Source organism: Rhodothermales bacterium (assembly GCA_013002345.1).
Classification (GTDB): Bacteria; Bacteroidota; Rhodothermia; order Rhodothermales; family JABDKH01; genus JABDKH01.
The window spans coordinates 35,180-52,530 of sequence record JABDKH010000119.1 but is presented as its reverse complement, the minus strand read 5'-3'; the positions used below and the strand labels follow the sequence as shown (position 1 = coordinate 52,530).

Here is a 17,351-nt window from a genome sequence, read left to right as displayed (position 1 = left end):
TATCGTTCGCGAGCACGCAGACGCTTCCGTCCGCATCGTGAGCAGGAGCCGGTTTGTCCGCAGCCTCTATGAACTGGATTCGAACAGAGCGGCTTGTAGCGGCCGCGGTATTCGTCTACGCGCTGGTCCTCTACCTTCTGACGGTAGCTCCCACGGCTTCATTCTGGGATTCCGGCGAATTCATAGCCATTGCGAGCCAGTTGCAGGTCTCGCATCCGCCGGGTGCGCCGTTCTACATGCTCGTCGGCCGACTTTTCTCGATGTTCGTACCGGATGCCTACGTCGCGCTCAGCGTCAACCTGGTATCGGTCGCTGCAAGCGCCTTTACGGTCCTCCTCGCGCACCTCATTATCGTACGCCTCGTTCGAGAGTGGCAGGCGGAGGATTCAACCGGCGCCCTCGACCGCATCACCGCGCTCTTTGCAGGCGTCATTGGTGCCTGCACGTTCGCGGTGACGGACTCGTTCTGGTTCAACGCGGTTGAGGCAGAAGTGTACGCGATGTCGATGTTCTTCACCGCCGTCGTCGTATGGCTAATCCTGAAGTGGAGCGAGCAGGCTCGTGTCGAAGAGGCATCGCACAGTGGCGGTCAGCATCCCTTCACACTACAGGCCAACCGGTACCTTATTCTGATCGCCTATCTGTTCGGACTGGCGATCGGCGTCCACCTGTTGAATCTGCTGGCCGTGTTCTTCATCGCACTGATCGTCTTCTACACCGAGTTTGAGAGACAGGACTGGACGACCAGGCAGGTGGTAATGGGACTCATCGCAGCTGGTGCCGTCGCTTCGGCCGCCTTCTTGGTGATCTATCCCGGTGTCATTCTGTGGCTGCCGACGCTGGCCGGCAACATGGATTCGCCCGTACTCCTGCTCTTCGGACTCGTGGCCGGGGTTGTATTCCTTGTCTACTACACGAATAAAAAGCGGATGGCGCCGGCAAATCTCATTGCCGTGTCGCTCGTGATGGTCCTTATCGGATACTCCGCCTACGCCCTCATCTTCATCCGAAGCGCCTCCGATCCTCCTATTGACGAGAATGACCCGGAGAATGCAGCCGCGATCGTCTCGTACTTGAAGCGTGAGCAATATGGCGCGACGCCCATTTTCAAGGGAAACACGTTCGACGATCGGACCGGAAGCCTCGGTGAGAAAGAAGTCTATTTCCCCAGACGACATTCCCCCGATCAGGTACACTGGCGGGAGTACAGGCGCTATGACTCAGATCTGGACTTCTTCTTGAGTTACCAGATCGGCCACATGTATCTCCGATACTTCGCGTTCAACTTTATCGGACGCGCAAGCGACATCCAGGATGCCCCCTTCATTACGGGTATGTCGTTTCTGGATGGGGACAAGGACGTCCCGTTTTTCCAGACGCCGAGCGAGGAGGCGTCGCGCAATGCGTATTTCGCTCTCCCGTTCCTTCTGGGTCTGCTCGGCCTTGTGCACCACTTCTCTCGTGACCGGCGAAGAGCGTTCGCCGTCTTTGTGCTCTTCGTGATGACGGGGGTAGGAATAATCTTCTATCTCAACCAGCCGCCGATGCAACCCCGGGAGAGGGACTACGCCTATGTGGCCAACTTCTTCTCTTTTTCGCTGTGGATCGGGATTGGCGCCGCGGGACTGATCGAGTTTGTACGCCAGGCATGTCGAACCCGCAGCCTGACGGAATCCGCAACGCGTGGTCTGATTTTCGTCACTGGAGGCCTGATTTTCGTCGCTGTACCACTCGTCATGCTTGTAGCGAATTTTGACGATCACGATCGTTCCGGCCGATACGTCGCCCCGGACTACGCCTACAACATGCTGATGAGCCTCGCGGACGACGCCGTGATCTTCACGAATGGTGATAATGACACCTTCCCTCTGTGGTATCTGCAGGAAGTGGAGGGTGTTCGACAGGACGTCCGCGTCGCAAACCTGTCACTGATGAATACCTCGTGGTACCTCCGGCAGCTGAAGAACCAGTCTTCGCGGGACTCCGCACCGCTACCCATGTCGATGTCGGACGACCAGATTGACGCCATTGGACCGCGAGCGTGGCGGCCGAACGAGGTTACCCTGCCTGTGGACAAGAAGGCACTTTTTGGTGACTCCGAGATGGGATTCTCGCTCGATGATACAAGCCTCGTCGAGAGCCCGATGAAGTGGACGCTAGAGGGACGACCACTATCAGAGGAGTACAATTACCTGCATGCCGCCGACCAGGCGGCGCTCGACATTCTCGTTACGAACGCCCGACAGAACTGGCGCCGCCCGATCTACTTTGCGGTAACGGTCAGCCCCGACGGGCTTCTGAATCTCGAGAACTATTTTCAGCTTGAAGGGCAGGCGCAGCGCGTCGTTCCGATTCCGCACGACGAAGGATTCCTCGGGCGTGTCGACCCCGAGATCACACCGGAGCGCCTGGCTGCGTTCAGGTTGCGTGGCCTGGACGATCCGGATGTGTACTTCGACGAGAATATTCGAAATATGCTCGACAACTACCGCAGCGTGTATTCGCACGCGGCGCAGAGTCTGGCGCGCCGCGGCGAGGGCGCCAAAGCACGGGCGCTGCTGGACACGCTCATGCTGAAGATGCCGTTCGAGACGGTACCCGGTGACGCCAACACGTTTGTGATGATGGCGAACGCGTATCAGGCAGTCGGTGCCTCAGAAAAGGCCGTGGAGATCGCCAGGCGTGCGGAACCTGTTGTTCTCCGGAGACTGGAAACGGCCACTACGCAGCGTCAGCTGGAGCTGGCAGCACGGTATGTTCAGCTTGTGCGGCTGATCTACATGGACGGCGGTGACTTCGTCCTCGCGTCCGAACTCGGCGGCCGGATCGCAGACTTCTTCGACGACAGCACATTCCGACAGTCCCCCGAGGAATTGCAGGTGCTCTTCGAGCAATCAACGGCCCGGTCCGCCAACGATAATTGACCTGCGGTCGGGCTTCCGGCCAGCCTACCGGTCGACGGCCCTGATGACAAACGGGTGTGACGAATCGTTGATCTTCAGCGAGTAGTGCCCCGGTTCGTACAGTCCTTCAAGCAACAGATAGAAGCGGTAGGGTCGCACCACGGTCGCGCAAAGGACGCCACGTTGTCGCCGCATCTGAAGCCTGACGTTGAGGATGTGAGCCGCGCGTTCCTGCTCTACGGAGTCAAGTTCCGTGCAAGAGTCAGGGAACGCGCCCTTGATCAACACCTCGACGCGGGTTCCTGCACCATCGGGAGACTCCGCAACCGCCGGCCGTACGTGCACGGTGTCATGAACGGCTGGAAAGTGGACGTATTCGATTTCCGTCTCGGGCGCCCGAATCACGATCGTCTCCCGTCCGTCCGCTGCCTTGCCTTCAAAGCGATGGCCGAATTGCTCATCGGGCGGCAGCTCAGCTGGTCGAAGTCCCGCGCAGGACGCCAGAAGGAGGACAATCGCTGACGAAGAAAGCAAGTGGAAGATCGTTCGGGTATTCATGATCAATCACCGTGGCGAACCGCCCGGGCGGCGGGGCTCTGAAGAAACGGGATGTCAGCAGACGATCCTTCGGAGGACACTGTGCCAATTTCTGCATCCCCCCAAAGACGCTCGAGCTCATAGAAGGACCGCCGTCCTTCCGCAAACACGTGAACCACGACATCCACATAATCCAGAAGTACCCACTGCAGATGGTCGAGCCCCTCGACATGCCACGGCTTCTCCTTGTATTTCGATCGAATATCCCCGCGCACCGACTCGGCAATAGCCTTGATCTGGACGTCGGAATCTCCCGTGCACAACACAAAGAAATCGGCGACGCCGCTGATACCTCTCAGATCCATGACCACCACATCGCGGGCTTTCTTGTCAAGCGCGGCGTCCATGGCACTGGCGGCAAGAGCCGTCGACGGGTTGTTCGTGGCTCGTTTCTCGCTGCCGGAGCGTTGAGGAATGGACGGTAGTTCCGATTGAGTCATGAAGCAGTGATTTGTTGAGAAGGCGAGGTTACGATTGCATACGATTGAACATCTGACCGGATTCTTCAGTCGGGCTCGAACGGTTTCATGTCTTTGTAATCCATGCCTATTACGACGGACGCATTGAGATACAGGTCAGCATTGATGTCCTGTTCGACACGTTCCTCAGCGATACCGAGCACGCGGGCCACCTTCGCGGCCGACTCCATATCTCCGACCCTGTCAATCACTTTGGACTGCTTGACGTCGGATACACTGTAGTTGCCGGTCTCTACCACGTCGAATCCGTGATCGCGAAGGTACTGCGTCGTGATTGCTGCCAGGCCGGCCACACCGCAGCCGTTTCGAACTTCAAGCTGTATCGTACTGCCGACCAGTTTGCCGTCCTCAATTACTCTCTGAGAGTCGACACGGGGTGCAAGCACTCGAACTCCAAATGCGTACAGAAGTAACGCTGCAGCCACACCGGTCACCACAAGTATTGTAGTGAGCAGCCGGTTGGACCATGCCGCCCTTGCACTGACCATAGGCTAGCTGTCTGCGCCCTTGCGGCAAAAAAAACCGCGATGCAGCTGGGACCGGCGGCATCGCGCTAAATCGTTATCAAGAGAGCGGTCTATAGTACCCAAGTATCCTGACGCCTCGCTGGACGGTTCGTGATTCACCGATACCGATAACGCGGATAGTACCCGTATGGAGACGCATGGTAGCCGAACGGAGATGCATAGCTGCCGTAGGGACTCTGACGCACGGACAGATGAATCTGCATGTTCTTCAGCGGCTGGTAGTTGATCTCGGCATTGCGCAGGAACACGCGGGGTGACTGCGAGAACGAACCTCCCCCGTTGAATCCACTGCTGTACGGAGAGTACGCCATGGCAATATCAGCCCGCGCTGCGAACTTGTCTCCAAACTTCCACAGCATGGAATTCGTATACATCGCCAGGGAAGATGAATATCCACCACCGGAGCCCATGGACATCTCGAACGAGTGGTTCATCTTGAAGTGCTGTGGATTGAAGAGGGTATTCATCAGGAACCCCTTCGCACCGCTGTCATAAAGCTGCACCGGCGACGACCCATTCGTGGAGGCGGCGCGGAGCTGAGCCTCAGCCGGCGTGGCCAGAATCAGCATTGCTACCAGGATTGACGATGTCAGGATCGATCTCATCTACTCCCTCCAGGAATACATACGCGGAGTATATAGCCGCTTCATTGTGATGTCAATAACGTAATTCATGACCCAAGGTTCTGCCCCACGCAGCGATTGCGTCCGGGGCTTCCGCCGACCACTGCGCTAAAATGACCATCCTCGGAATCGAGAGCTCTTGCGATGACACGGCGGCCGCGCTGGTCACTAACGGCCGACTGGTGTCCAGTATTGTGTCGTCGCAGGTTCTGCACGAGCAATTCGGCGGGGTGGTGCCGGAACTGGCTTCTCGTGACCATCAGCGCAATATCGTGTCAGTTGTCGAGCAGGCAATCGAGACCGCCGACGCCTCCATCGAGTCAATTGATGCGGTGGCCGTCACATACGGTCCGGGACTGGCCGGCTCGCTCCTGGTGGGCCTGAGCTATGGCAAGGCGCTGGCAGCGGCCCGGGGCATTCCGCTCGTCGGAGTGAACCACCTGGACGGCCACATATACTCGGTGTTCATCGAGGAGCCTGTCCCGGAGTTCCCGTTCCTTTGTCTCGTGGCCTCTGGCGGCCATACGATGCTTGTCCACGTTGATGCGGAGTTTCGTCACGAGCTCCTTGGATCCACGCGTGATGATGCCGCCGGAGAGGCCTTCGACAAGGTGGGGAAAATGCTCGGACTGCCATTCCCGGGCGGGCCGGAAGTCGACCGACTCGCTTCTGCGGGAGATCCGGGATTTCACCGCTTTCCCCGCGCAGCACTCGATGGATTTGATTTTTCGTTCAGCGGCGTCAAGACGTCTGTTCTCTATTTCCTGAAACAACCGCACGGTCAGGACAGGCACGTATTTCTGGAGCAACATCTCGAGGATGTCTGTGCTTCGTTTCAGGATGCCGTGGTCAGTATGCTCATGACCCAGCTGGCAAAGGCGGTGGATGCAACCGGCGCCGCGCGCGTCGCCATCGTCGGCGGTGTCTCGGCGAACACCGCACTTCGCGAGGCGGCCGAGCGATACTGCGAGGATCGCGGCCTTGCCCTGTTCATACCAAGTCCGATCTATTGCATGGACAATGCTGCGATGATCGCCACTGCAGGCTATTATAAGTTGATTGCGGGCCTTTCAAGTCCATTTACTCTGACAGCCGACGCGAACGCAGCGTTTAGCTGAGCAGCGGGTCCGCCCGCGAACCGGACGCTCTCATGCTCATCAAGACCGCCCTGAAACTCGTTAATTCTATCTCCGACAAGCGGCCGCAGGTATCGGACGATCCTTCTGTAGCCGACCTCGACGCGTGGCGCAATCGCATCGACGCCATCGATGTCGCCGTGATGAACCTGCTGAACGAACGATCGGTATGTGCGAACAAGATCGGATTGATCAAGAAGCACAATGGCATGCCGGTATATGTGCCGAGCCGCGAGACCGAGGTGATTGCGAACGTGGTGTCCAGCAACCCCGGCCCGCTCCCTGACCAGGCGGTCCGCCGGTTGTTTGAACGAATCATAGACGAAACGCGTTCACTCGAACGACACCTATATCAAGAAGAACCCCTCTCCGGAGAAGGTGACCCTCATGACGATTGAGCGGCACTACATTCTCGGAACATTCGAATGCAGATCATGTCCCGTCCAAGAACTTTTGCCATCCTCACTGTCGGTGTTGTCGCCCTCTTCGTCGGCGGGTGCGCAATCCTCTACTATGTCGCTTTTGCCCCCAACACGGGCGGCTTTGAGGGAAAGAAATCGGTCAAGATCGCTCCGTCGAGCAGTTTTGCACAGGCAGTAGATTCGCTGGCTGCGGATGGCCTGCTCCGGTCTGCCACAACGTTCAGTCTTATGGCCCGTGTCACGGGATGGGGTGATCAGATCAAGGCGGGGTACTACGAGATTCCGGCCGACGCCTCGAACTACGACATGCTCGAGACCCTGCGAAAAGGACTGCAGTCGCCAATCCGAATCACCATTCCGCCGGGTTCGCGTCGCGAAGTCGTTGCCGCCGTCGCAGCCCGCAACATGGCATTCGACTCCGGTTCGTTTCTCGCTGCACTGTCTGACACCTCGCTTGCCCGGTCGCTGTCAACAGACACGACGCACCTGTTCGGGTTCATTATGCCGGAGACCTACTTCTTCTACTGGCAGACCTCTCCTGAGGATGTCATTCGGACGATCCGGAAGGAATTTGATCGGCGCTACGAGCGCCTTGTTGCGGGTGCCACCGCGGAGCCGCCGCTTACCGCCGACGACGCTGTTACGCTTGCATCGATAGTCGAATGGGAGAGCGACATCGTCGATGAAAAACCACGCATCGCAGGAGTGTACTTGAACCGGCTACGAAACAGCTGGCGCCTTCAGGCTGATCCAACGGTTCAGTTTGCGATCCTGGCCCTGGAGGGATCCAAACGCAGACTCTTCTTTAAGGACTACGAAATCACGCATCCTTACAACACCTACCTGTACGCGGGCCTTCCACCGGGTCCTATCACCAATCCGTCGATGTCTTCCGTCGAGGCCGTGTTGCGCCCGGAGAAGCACCGGTACTATTACTTCGTTGCGACCGGCGAAGGCAACCACATTTTCTCAAGGACCCTTACGGAGCATCAGCGCAACGCCAGAAACTACCGACGCCTGATGCAGCAGCGCAGAGCCCAGGTCGGTGGCTAGAACGCGGCGGAGTCTCAGATAAACACGCGAACGCCAAGGGACGCGCGGTTACGGACGATCTCCTCGTCGACGACGGGTGCTCCGCTTACGTTGTACGGCGCGTAACGGTCGTCGAACCGCTCCTGAGACCAACCGAGATCAATCGCAAACTTGCCCTGCCGGAGGTAGCTGAAGCCGGCAGAGAAGAACATCTTGTCGCGATCGACAGAGTTTACGTCCGTTCGCAAATCCACCCGGATATCTCTTGGATCTGGCTGGTAACCGATGCCGCCGCGCACGACAAAGTCGCTGATCTTGTACTCGGCGCCGAACCGCGTATTCACGACTTGCTGGAGATTCTGCGAAATGTCCTGATTCTCCTGAAAGAAGGCGAAGTCGTCCGAACCGAGTTCCATCTGAGACCAGTCGACGAACTCAGCGTCGGCGAGTAGTGTCAGATCTCCCAGGCGATAGGCCAGTCCCGCACCAAGGCGCCACGGCGTGGTGATTTCGTAGTCGAACGTGCCGTTCCCGACGTCGTCGTCGAAGTCGAAACCGTAGCTGGACTCGAAGCCATCGTCAAAGCGCGTCTCGAGAAACGTCGCGAAATCCTCACTGATCGAGTAGAACGTCGGCGTTTCGATGGTGAATCCGACCTTGAAGTCCCTGGCAGCCTCGAGCGATACTCCAGCGCGCAGGTTCACTCCTACCAGCTCGGACTGCACGGTTTCAGTCCACGTAAGCGCATCAAAATCGACCGTGCCGGCAAGTCCGTCATTGTCATTCTGGAAGTCGTCCTCATCAAAGACCCGACTGTATTCCCATTTGCCGTATGGAACGTTGAGAGTCACGCCGACCATCACGCCTCGAGAAGCTTCGAACGCCGTGCCGAGACTGAATTCATGCATGCTGCCTTCTTCAGATACGACGCCTTGCTGCATTACCGAGCCTGTCGTCACCGCCGGGAAGAACGGTACGTCATCTCCTGCTTCGTATGCGTCGATATCGAGATCAATGCCGAACGTTTCGAAACCGATGAACGAGAGTGCTCGGGAAAACGACGGCGTAAACACGTCGTCGGCTGTGCCCGCAATACCGTCGTTTCCAGGATCCTCGTCGATCTCGAACTCGCCGGGTAGAGGCAGAAAGAACTCGGTCGCCGAATTGGCATCGTTGGTTCCCGAGAAGAACAGCTCCCTGCTGAAGGTTTGCACCCGCTGGTAGCTCGCTGCGATTGCCAGGGCGCCTCGCCGCGTGGGAACCCGATGGGCATACCCCAGATGGTCAAGACCTGTATCGGAAACGTCGTTGCTCGATCCGTTACGAAAAGTACCCAGCGAGTATATCGCATCGTCGTCCGTCGTAAACGACGTGAGTCCTCCGGAAAAGAGGGAGCCTTTCAGGTATGCAAGTCCTGCCGGGTTCGTGTAAAGTGCCGAGAGATCGGCGATACCCGCCGTCCCCGCACCACCGAGGCCGAGAGCGCGCACGCCCACCGAGGGTTGTCGTGCTGTGAACCTCAAAGCGTCTTCGCCATCCTGAGCAAAGGCAGGTTGTGCGAGCAAGATCGTCAGTGAGAGAGCTGCAATGTGGGTCGTCCAGTTTCGCCTGCTCATGATCTATCTCCTGTAACTAGTCTGATTCCTATTCTTGTCCGGGGGTCCTGGCAGCCTGTCTCAAGGGCATAAGAAAGGCCCGCGCGCAGGCACGGGCCCAACCCGGAGTCTGCCATACCCCCCTGTCAGTTTTTCTCAGAACACGGGTGCGGCCGCGAAGAGCGCACCGCACGGCGGCACGTCAAAGCTGGTTTATCTTCGGCTTCTTCTCGAGCTCTTGCCAGAGCTTTTGCTCGAACTGCCAGACGAGCGGCCCGAAGAGGTCCGGGCGCCTGAACTACTGCGGCTGCTGCCGGACGAACGAACCGACTTGCTGCTACCGCTGCGGCTCGAACTTGACCGGGTCGCTCTGCTGCGAGTCGAGGTACTGCGCTTCGGAGCAGAAACGCGACGACTTCCACTCGGTCGACTGTTGCGAACCTGCCGGCTGTTGCCCGAGGAACGAACGGTCTTTGAATTTGATGAGCGCGAGGACGGCCGCGTCACCGTCGTCGATCGACTTCGAGTCGTGCGGCTATCGGGCGAATACGTACGGCGTGTTCCCTGGGCCTGCGAATCGCGATCATACCGGCGGCGCAGCGATCCATCACTCGAACGCTCCGAAGAATTCGAACGATCGGAGCGCTGATAGCGATCTCTCAGAGAGCTCGCGCTGCCGCGGTAGATAACTCTGCGATTGGAAGGAGTCGTGGTTCGACCTACCCCCTGCGATGAGCGCCCATCCCTTCCGGATCGGAGCTCGTTCTTCGAGTTATCGTCGCTGCCTCTCCGCTTGACCGTTCGAGACGTACCGGACCGACTTGATCCCGTGCGGCCGCTGCTCTTCTTGTCACCGCTATACGTTGACCGACCTACGTTTGTCCTCGAACCTGACCGTGTCACGCCGCGCGTGCCAGAGGATCGAGTTCCGTCCTTCGACGTCGTCGTCGCTCCAGTGTTGGTCCGCGTTACGCTCCGGCTCCGTGTACGATCGTCCTTGGAGGTCCCGCTTCGGTCGATTGTACCACGCGTGTAACCACGGCTCGTTCTCGTGCGATCGACCAGCGAACCCCGGCCTGAAACCGATCTTCGAGACTGGATGAATCTGTTCGGCCGGTAAGTCTTGTATCCTGACGCATAGTACGGGTTGTAGTAGCCTCCGTACCCGCCGTAGTATGGTCTGTAGTAGTTGCTATAGAACGGCCGGTAGTAATTGTACCCGTATGGACTGTAGTAATTGCCATAGTGCGAGTACGGCCACCCGAAGGACAAGCCAAAAGAGAAGGACGAGCCATAGTAGAACGGATCGTAGTAGTGCGGCCCGTACGACCCGTAGGGATACGAGTAGTAGTTATCGTAGTAGAACGGATCCCCGTAGTAAGTGCCGAAGTAGCGTCGATATCTTCTCGGCGTGTAGTACGCGTCTTCCTCGTAATAGACGTCATCGCCATAGTAGTCCTCACTGACGATGTTACCATCTTCGTCCTCCACAATTACGACGCGATCCGGCCTGCGGTCTTCGTACCGGTCCGTAGCGGCCAGTTGCGTATAGCACCCGGTCGTGGAAATGACCAGGATGGCGGACGCCGCGATGCCCAGCCAAAGTGTGAGTCTGTTCGTAATGTGTTTCATAGTACCTGGCGACTCTCGTTGGACATCTTCCGTTAGTTTCTCGCCTGCCTTGGACAACGTACGTTTGCTCATCGTGTTTCGTCTCCTGACCGAGCCGTCGCCCCGGTCGTGGACACGGCCTCGGGGCACCGGTATATTCGGTCACTTGTTGCTTGAAGTTCGCGCAAATACCGAGCCGCGCCTGGATTCGCGGCCAATTCGAGCGTACAACGGCACCTGAAAGGATCTGGTGTCCTGCAAAATCTCCAAAACTGTACACTATGGCTGACGCTATTACACCCCGCTCAGAGGACTATTCGAAGTGGTATCTGGACGTAGTTCTCGGCGCCAAACTGGCAGACTATTCTCCGGTGCGGGGGTGCATGATTATTCGTCCCAACGGGTACTCACTCTGGGAAAACATGCAGGCGGTCATGGATCGCATGTTCAAGGAGACCGGACACGAGAATGCCTACTTCCCGATTTTCATTCCAGAGTCCTTCATGGCTCGCGAAGCACAGCATGTCGAGGGCTTCGCGAAGGAGTGTGCAGTGGTCACACATTCGCGACTGAAAGTCAAAGATGACGGGACCGGCCTCATGCCCGATCCCGATTCGAAGCTTGAAGAAAATCTGATCGTCCGACCGACGAGCGAGACGATCATCTGGGACGCGTACAGCCGGTGGATTCAGTCGTGGCGAGATCTTCCGATTCTGTTGAATCAATGGGGCAATGTTGTCCGCTGGGAGATGCGCACGCGTCTCTTCCTGAGAACCATGGAGTTTCTGTGGCAGGAAGGACACACCGCGCATGCAACCCGCGACGAGGCTCTGGCAGAGACGCGGCTGATTCTCGACCTGTACGCTGATTTCGTTCAGGACTACATGGCGATCCCGGTGCTCAAGGGTGTCAAGACGGCCAGCGAGCGGTTTGCCGGCGCCGACGACACGTTCTGCATTGAGGCGCTGATGCAGGATGGAAAGGCGCTCCAGGCGGGTACGAGCCATTTCCTCGGTCAGAATTTTGCAAAGGCGTTCGACTGCCAGTTCCAGAACAAGGACAACGAGCTCGAATATGTCTGGGCCACGTCGTGGGGCGTTTCGACCAGACTGATCGGTGCCCTGGTCATGATCCATTCGGACGACCAGGGTCTGGTGATACCGCCTCGCCTTGCGCCGACACAGGTCGTGATCGTCCCTATCTACCGGAAGGAAGAAGATCGCGTGCGAGTCCTTGAAACTGCGGCCGAAATCCGGAAGGAACTGGACGATGCGGGCGTCTCCGTGAAACTCGATGACCGAGAGAGCCAGCGGCCCGGCTGGAAGTTCCACGAGCACGAGGTGCAGGGTGTGCCGGTTCGCATAGCCATCGGACCGAGAGATCTTGAGAATGGGACTGTGGAGGTTGCCCGACGAGACGAGAGGTCGAAGGAGGTCGTCGCGATGCAGGGGCTGACTGAGCACGTGCAGCAACTACTGGACGATATCCAGAACAATCTTTACACGCGTGCGCTGGCATTCCGCGAGGAGCACACGAGCACGGCCGACACGTACGACGAGTTCAAATCTATTCTTGAGGAAAAAGGAGGATTTGTGCTGGCGCACTGGGACGGCACGGCCGAAACCGAAGCCGTGATCAAGAACGAGACGAAGGCGACCATCCGCTGCATTCCGCTCGACCAGAGTGACGAGGAAGGAGTCGACATGGTCACCGGCAAGCCGTCCTCCGGACGCGTCATCTTCGCTCGCGCCTACTAGCCTGCCTGCCCAGTGGAATCGGATCGCATCACTCCTTCGTCAACCGTGAGTGAAATGCGCCGGGGTTCCGCAGCCAGCCGGTTTGCATTGATCATCACATACGTGGTGAACCCTCTGATCATGCCACCCTTGCTGATGTGGCTGGTTCTCGACGGACTTCAAGCGCGGGCTGCAGAGACAACAATTCTCGTATCTGCAGCATTTGTCATGCTCTCGGTGGCGCCTGCACTTTACCTGATCTGGATGGTGCGTTCCGGCCGGTCCGCATCTCTGAATCTCGAAAATCGGCGTCACCGTACGACGGCGCTCATGATCGCCGTTGCCGCTGCCCTGATGTTGCTGAGCATGGCGTATTTCGTGCTTTCGACGGGTCGCGATCTCGTCGTCGCGATTCTCATCGCCTATGTGCTTGGGACTCTGCTTCTGATTCTCATCAATCAGAACTGGAGGATCTCACTGCACACGGCGTCGGCGGCAGGATTTCTGTCGGTCGTGTTCTATCTCCGCGGCACGGCAGCGGCAGCCGGGCTCTCATTCGAACTATCGCCGTGGATATTCGGAGTGGCTGCCATCGCAATCGTGGCGGCTGTTGGCTGGGCCCGGCTGCATCTGCGAGCCCATTCGCGCGGTCAGGTGGTGGTCGGAGCAGCAGTGGGCTTTGTCGTTCCGTACTTGCTGCTCATGCTAATCAATACGATCCTTCCGCTGTCGCACACCACTTGACACGGAAAAATGCCCCTGCCCGAATGGAACGCCCCTTCGGGGGGCGCGTTTTCAGGAGCGCAATCACCAACCGCATCACGTCGCCATATAGCATACCGTTACCGTAGCTACTCAAACGAATCCCCGGGCGACATTTCTTGATGCGGAGGCTTTTGGCGCGGCGCCTACTGTTATTCCTTCTGTGCGTCCCGTTCACCCCTGTACTGGGGCAGAACTGGGGCGGTGTGGCTGGTACCGTCTCTGACACGACGGGACAGCCGATCTTCGGCGTTACGGTGATCATCGACGACACTAACTTCGGTACATCCTCAGCCGGGAACGGTCGCTATTCCCTTCGCATGCCGGCAGGCTCGTACACGCTCCAGTTCTCGGCCATCGGCTACGAAACCTCCAAACACCCGATACGCATCGTTCGGGGTCAGACCGTTCGTCTGGACCGCGTGCTTCGAGAGTCCGCCATGGAACTCGATGTAATAACGATCGAGGGCAACCGGCCGGAGACTGCGGTCGGCGTGTTCCAGATGGACCCGGAGAGTGTGCAGAACATCCCCAGTCCGTTGAGAGATCCACTTCGGGCATTGAAACTGATGCCCGGCGTGGCCTCCAATAACGAGATGTCGAATCAATTCTCGGTGCGCGGCGGTGGCCTCAACGAGAATCTCCTGTTCGTGGAAGGTTTCGAGATCTTTCTCCCCTTCCGTCCCCGGCAGGGTGAGCAGGAAGGACTTAGCCTGCTGAACGCAGACCTGGCCGACAAGATTACATTCTATACCGGAGGCTTCCCTGTGCGATATGGGGGGAAGCTCTCATCAGCACTCGACGTCAGTTATGTGCGCCCGTCGCGACAGCTCATTCGCGGTTCCGCTCATGTCTCACTCCTTGACGCGGCTGTGACAGCCAGTTCGTCGGCGCTCAACAACCGCATCGGCTGGGTCCTCGGTGTACGAAAAGCGCGTGCGTCCAACTTCTTCGAGACCCAGGAACTGAAGGGGAACTACGAGCCGGACTTTTCAGATGTTCAGGCCATGGTTGACATCAGAGCGGGAGCCGGGTTTGACCTGACGCTGCTCGGCATCGTTGCAGACCACGAGTTCCGCCTGGATCCAAATTCGCGTCGCACCTTCTTCGGCACGTTGAGTCAGGATCCGACGATTGCGCCAAACAACATCAAGTCGTTCTGGACGACATTCGATCCCGACAACGAGGAGTCGGACGGTTACCGGACGACGTTCGGCGGTGCCAGGTTGACGAAGACGATCTCGGACCGATTCTCCGTGAGCCACGATTTCTCCTACTTCGACACGGAGGAGACGGAGCAGTTTACTCTGGACGGAACGGCCGTACTCTACCAGGTGGATCCGGGAAGTGAAAATCCCGACGCAGGGGACGGCCAGTTCCCCATCGGCGCGTCGCGGACAGAAGACCGGGCCGATAACGAGATCGGGGTCACGATGCTTACCGGCCAGGGCCGCTGGCGATTTCCGGTTGGAAGTCACTCGGCAGAGGTGGGCTACTACGGGCGAGCGATGCGTTTTCGGGATCGCATCTTCGAGAAGTCGGTTGTCATCGGCCCGAATCTGGAAGGCGACATCGTCCGGATCGTGGCCGACAGTCTCGAGGGAAATGCCACTTTCAGCGAATCGCAGGCAGGAGCATATCTGCAGGACGAACTTGACGTCTTTCCGGGCGACCCGGGCAAGCTCATGGTGACGGCCGGGGTTCGCGCCGACTACTTCAGCTTCAACAAGCGAGTTACGTTTTCGCCGCGCATATCGGCGCGCTACAGGCACAACAAGCTCACGAGTTTTCTGGCGTCCTGGGGTGTCTATTACCAGGCGCCGGGGTACAGGGAACTCCGCGGTCGACCCGAGCCCGGGCAAACGATTCTGGGGGCACTCAACCGTGACCTGACATCGCAGCGCTCAAATCAGATTGTCGCCGGCATCGAGCGGTTCGTGCCCTCGCGTCGGCTCATCCTGCGGGCCGAGGCCTACTTCAAGGACATCAGCAATGTGATCTCCTACGATATTGAGAATGTCCGGATCAGATACTCCGGCAACAACGACGCCACGGCCCAGGCATACGGTGTGGATGTGCAACTTCGTGGGGAGTTCGTTCCGGGGCTTGAGAGCTGGGCGAGTTACAGCTTTCTCGTCGCACGGGAGCAATTCTCTGATGACTTCGAGACAGACTACAATGCGGGTCGCGTCGCTCGGCCTACCGACCAGAGGCACACGGTGTCGTTGTACGTACAGGATTACATTCCCGGAGACAAGTCCTGGAAGCTGCATCTGCGCACGCTCTTCGGAAGCGGGCTTCCGTACACGCCTCCGGTGCCCGGCGAAACGCTCGGCAATATTGTGACACAGGAGCCCGGCCCGCGCTTGTCGGCTCGATATCCTCGATATTTCAGGTTCGACATCGGTGCAACCAAAGAACTTATCGTGTTCGAGCGCGGTCTCAGCCGCCCGGTTAGGCTCCAGCTGACCGGGGAGCTGCTGAACGTCTTTGATATGATCAATACGGTGTCCTACTCATGGGTGCCTGACGCCTCCGGAATCTGGAACAGAATCCCGACGCGCCTGACGCCCCGCACGATCAACGTACGGGTTCGACTCGAATTCTGATGACACGTAAAGTGAGAAGTACTTTGTCGCTGCCGGTGAGATCGGTATTGCTCGCGGCAACCTTGTTGATGGCGACCATAACGGCCACCGCCCAGCCGGTCGATGTCGGTTCGAACGTCCAGTCTCACAGGGCGCCGGCGGCAGCGGCAGCCATGAGTCTGGTGCTTCCGGGACTCGGGCAGCGATACGCAAACGGCGGCAGCTGGAACGGCGCCGCCACCGTCTTTGCGCTCGCCGACGTGGCGGTTTGGCTCGGCCTCTACGAAACCGTCCGCACGCGCAACAACCGGATAGATACTTACGAGGCTCTGGCGGTATCGCGTGCACGGGCAGACGTCGACGGCAAGGACCGAACGTTTTTTCTCAATCTTGCGACGTTTCGATCCTCGGATGAATACCTGGAAGTGCAACTCCGCAATCGCGCCTGGGACCAACTGGACTACGTCTCGGATCCGTCGTTTCAGTGGGAGTGGGAGGATGAGGAGGGATTCCTGTCGTTTCGCGACCTTCGCGGAGACTCTGAGTCGCTGGGCCGACGCAAGTCGGCATTGATCGCGGCCCTCGTAGCGAACAGGATTGTCTCGGCGCTCGTGGCCGTGCGAGCCGCCAGTCGCAGCAACAAGAACCTGCCGGCGAGTTTGTCGCTTGGGCCACCGGCGCGCGGCGGGGCGTGGCCTTCGCTGAGCGTTCGTGTCGATTTCTGACAGGACCACAAATGAAAAGGGCTACCTCAGTGGAAGCAGCCCTTGCCTGAACGTTGATCGTGACGATTACCCGGCTCGTCGCATGGACTCCCCGTTGGTATCGTAGGTGCTCTGAAGATCTATCAGCAGCAGTGCGGACATGACCGTCTGCTGCGGAAAAGAGGGCATGGACGAGCTGTAGACCTCCTGGACGCCGATTGTGGCCTCATAGCCGAGCGAGAAAGCGAAATTGTATATCTCGCTGCAGATGTCTTCCAGACTCTTGCCGCGGCGATACGCGTCAAGACAGAGCCCGCGCAGCCGGGCTTCAACATCCGGCGAGTGCGTGGTAAGGAACTGCAGCACCGGCGGAAACCGCCTCAGCAACGGCTTCGGGGCACCCAGTCGACCTGCGATAGGATCGCGATCTACTCGAATGCGCTTCTTGGGCGTTCCGGAAACAAACAGGTCGTAAGTCATCTGGCCGATTCTGTACAGTTCGCTGACCATCGGTATCGGCAGCCCGGTATTTCTTTTAAAATCCGGAAGACCGTTTTGAAACGGGCCAAGCAAACAGGCGTTGCGGGGGCCGGAGTGTCATTCGAATGATTGGCGAGCGTGCCGGATTCAAATCCC

The 17,351-nt window shown here is 58.4% G+C and carries 15 protein-coding genes; 8 read left to right on the top strand and 7 right to left on the bottom strand.

Features of this window, described 5'->3' with window-relative positions; genetic code table 11:
* Window positions 1–68 precede the first annotated feature (68 nt).
* Complete coding sequence (locus tag HKN37_06145; protein NNE46222.1) at window positions 69–2,924, top strand: DUF2723 domain-containing protein; 2,856 nt, start codon at window positions 69–71, stop codon at window positions 2,922–2,924.
* Between the two features lie 24 nt (window positions 2,925–2,948).
* Here the strand turns inward: HKN37_06145 and HKN37_06140 are convergent, their stop codons facing one another.
* From HKN37_06140 to HKN37_06125, 4 genes are all read right to left on the bottom strand, one after another.
* Window positions 2,949–3,461 carry a hypothetical protein gene (locus HKN37_06140; protein NNE46221.1) on the bottom strand — a complete coding sequence of 171 codons (513 nt, stop codon included), beginning with the start codon at window positions 3,459–3,461 and terminating at the stop codon, window positions 2,949–2,951.
* Between the two features lie 2 nt (window positions 3,462–3,463).
* Window positions 3,464–3,940 carry a ribosome silencing factor gene (rsfS, locus tag HKN37_06135; GenBank protein ID NNE46220.1) on the bottom strand — a complete coding sequence of 159 codons (477 nt, stop codon included), beginning with the start codon at window positions 3,938–3,940 and terminating at the stop codon, window positions 3,464–3,466.
* A gap of 65 nt (window positions 3,941–4,005) precedes the next feature.
* A complete protein-coding gene (locus HKN37_06130) occupies window positions 4,006–4,467 on the bottom strand; it encodes a LytR C-terminal domain-containing protein (GenBank protein ID NNE46219.1) in 462 nt (153 codons plus the stop codon).
* Between the two features lie 134 nt (window positions 4,468–4,601).
* Window positions 4,602–5,111, bottom strand: a complete 510-nt coding sequence (locus tag HKN37_06125; GenBank protein ID NNE46218.1) for a hypothetical protein — start codon at window positions 5,109–5,111, stop codon at window positions 4,602–4,604.
* 131 nt (window positions 5,112–5,242) lie between these two features.
* On the opposite strand from HKN37_06125, the gene tsaD reads away from it, so the two are divergent.
* Genes tsaD through mltG form a run of 3 tightly spaced genes read left to right on the top strand, consistent with a single transcriptional unit; the run spans window position 5,243 to window position 7,740 of the window.
* Window positions 5,243–6,247, top strand: a complete 1,005-nt coding sequence (gene tsaD / locus HKN37_06120) for a tRNA (adenosine(37)-N6)-threonylcarbamoyltransferase complex transferase subunit TsaD (GenBank protein ID NNE46217.1) — start codon at window positions 5,243–5,245, stop codon at window positions 6,245–6,247.
* 32 nt (window positions 6,248–6,279) lie between these two features.
* Window positions 6,280–6,663, top strand: a complete 384-nt coding sequence (pheA, locus tag HKN37_06115; protein NNE46216.1) for a chorismate mutase — start codon at window positions 6,280–6,282, stop codon at window positions 6,661–6,663.
* Window positions 6,664–6,699: 36 nt separating this feature from the next.
* On the top strand, window positions 6,700–7,740 hold the full coding sequence (gene mltG / locus HKN37_06110; GenBank protein ID NNE46215.1) for an endolytic transglycosylase MltG: 1,041 nt from the start codon (window positions 6,700–6,702) through the stop codon (window positions 7,738–7,740).
* Between the two features lie 14 nt (window positions 7,741–7,754).
* Here the strand turns inward: mltG and HKN37_06105 are convergent, their stop codons facing one another.
* Together HKN37_06105 and HKN37_06100 are read right to left on the bottom strand one after the other, a co-directional pair.
* Window positions 7,755–9,335: a hypothetical protein gene (locus HKN37_06105; GenBank protein ID NNE46214.1), complete on the bottom strand. Its 1,581-nt coding sequence runs from the start codon at window positions 9,333–9,335 to the stop codon at window positions 7,755–7,757.
* A 192-nt stretch (window positions 9,336–9,527) separates the two neighbouring features.
* Window positions 9,528–10,946 (bottom strand): hypothetical protein, encoded by a 1,419-nt coding sequence (locus tag HKN37_06100; protein NNE46213.1) that lies wholly within the window; start codon window positions 10,944–10,946, stop codon window positions 9,528–9,530.
* 260 nt (window positions 10,947–11,206) lie between these two features.
* Between HKN37_06100 and HKN37_06095 the strand changes: the two genes are divergently transcribed.
* The 4 genes from HKN37_06095 (at window position 11,207) to HKN37_06080 (ending at window position 16,736) form a co-directional block, all read left to right on the top strand.
* Window positions 11,207–12,682 carry a proline--tRNA ligase gene (locus tag HKN37_06095; GenBank protein ID NNE46212.1) on the top strand — a complete coding sequence of 492 codons (1,476 nt, stop codon included), beginning with the start codon at window positions 11,207–11,209 and terminating at the stop codon, window positions 12,680–12,682.
* A 45-nt stretch (window positions 12,683–12,727) separates the two neighbouring features.
* The gene (locus HKN37_06090) at window positions 12,728–13,405 is read left to right on the top strand and encodes a hypothetical protein (protein ID NNE46211.1); all 678 of its coding nucleotides are present in this window, start codon (window positions 12,728–12,730) and stop codon (window positions 13,403–13,405) included.
* A gap of 140 nt (window positions 13,406–13,545) precedes the next feature.
* The gene (locus HKN37_06085; protein NNE46210.1) at window positions 13,546–16,032 is read left to right on the top strand and encodes a TonB-dependent receptor; all 2,487 of its coding nucleotides are present in this window, start codon (window positions 13,546–13,548) and stop codon (window positions 16,030–16,032) included.
* Between the two features lie 11 nt (window positions 16,033–16,043).
* The gene (locus tag HKN37_06080) at window positions 16,044–16,736 is read left to right on the top strand and encodes a hypothetical protein (protein ID NNE46209.1); all 693 of its coding nucleotides are present in this window, start codon (window positions 16,044–16,046) and stop codon (window positions 16,734–16,736) included.
* Between the two features lie 66 nt (window positions 16,737–16,802).
* On the opposite strand, the gene HKN37_06075 is transcribed toward HKN37_06080, so the two are convergent.
* Complete coding sequence (locus tag HKN37_06075) at window positions 16,803–17,225, bottom strand: hypothetical protein (protein ID NNE46208.1); 423 nt, start codon at window positions 17,223–17,225, stop codon at window positions 16,803–16,805.
* Between the last annotated feature and the right edge of the window lie 126 nt (window positions 17,226–17,351).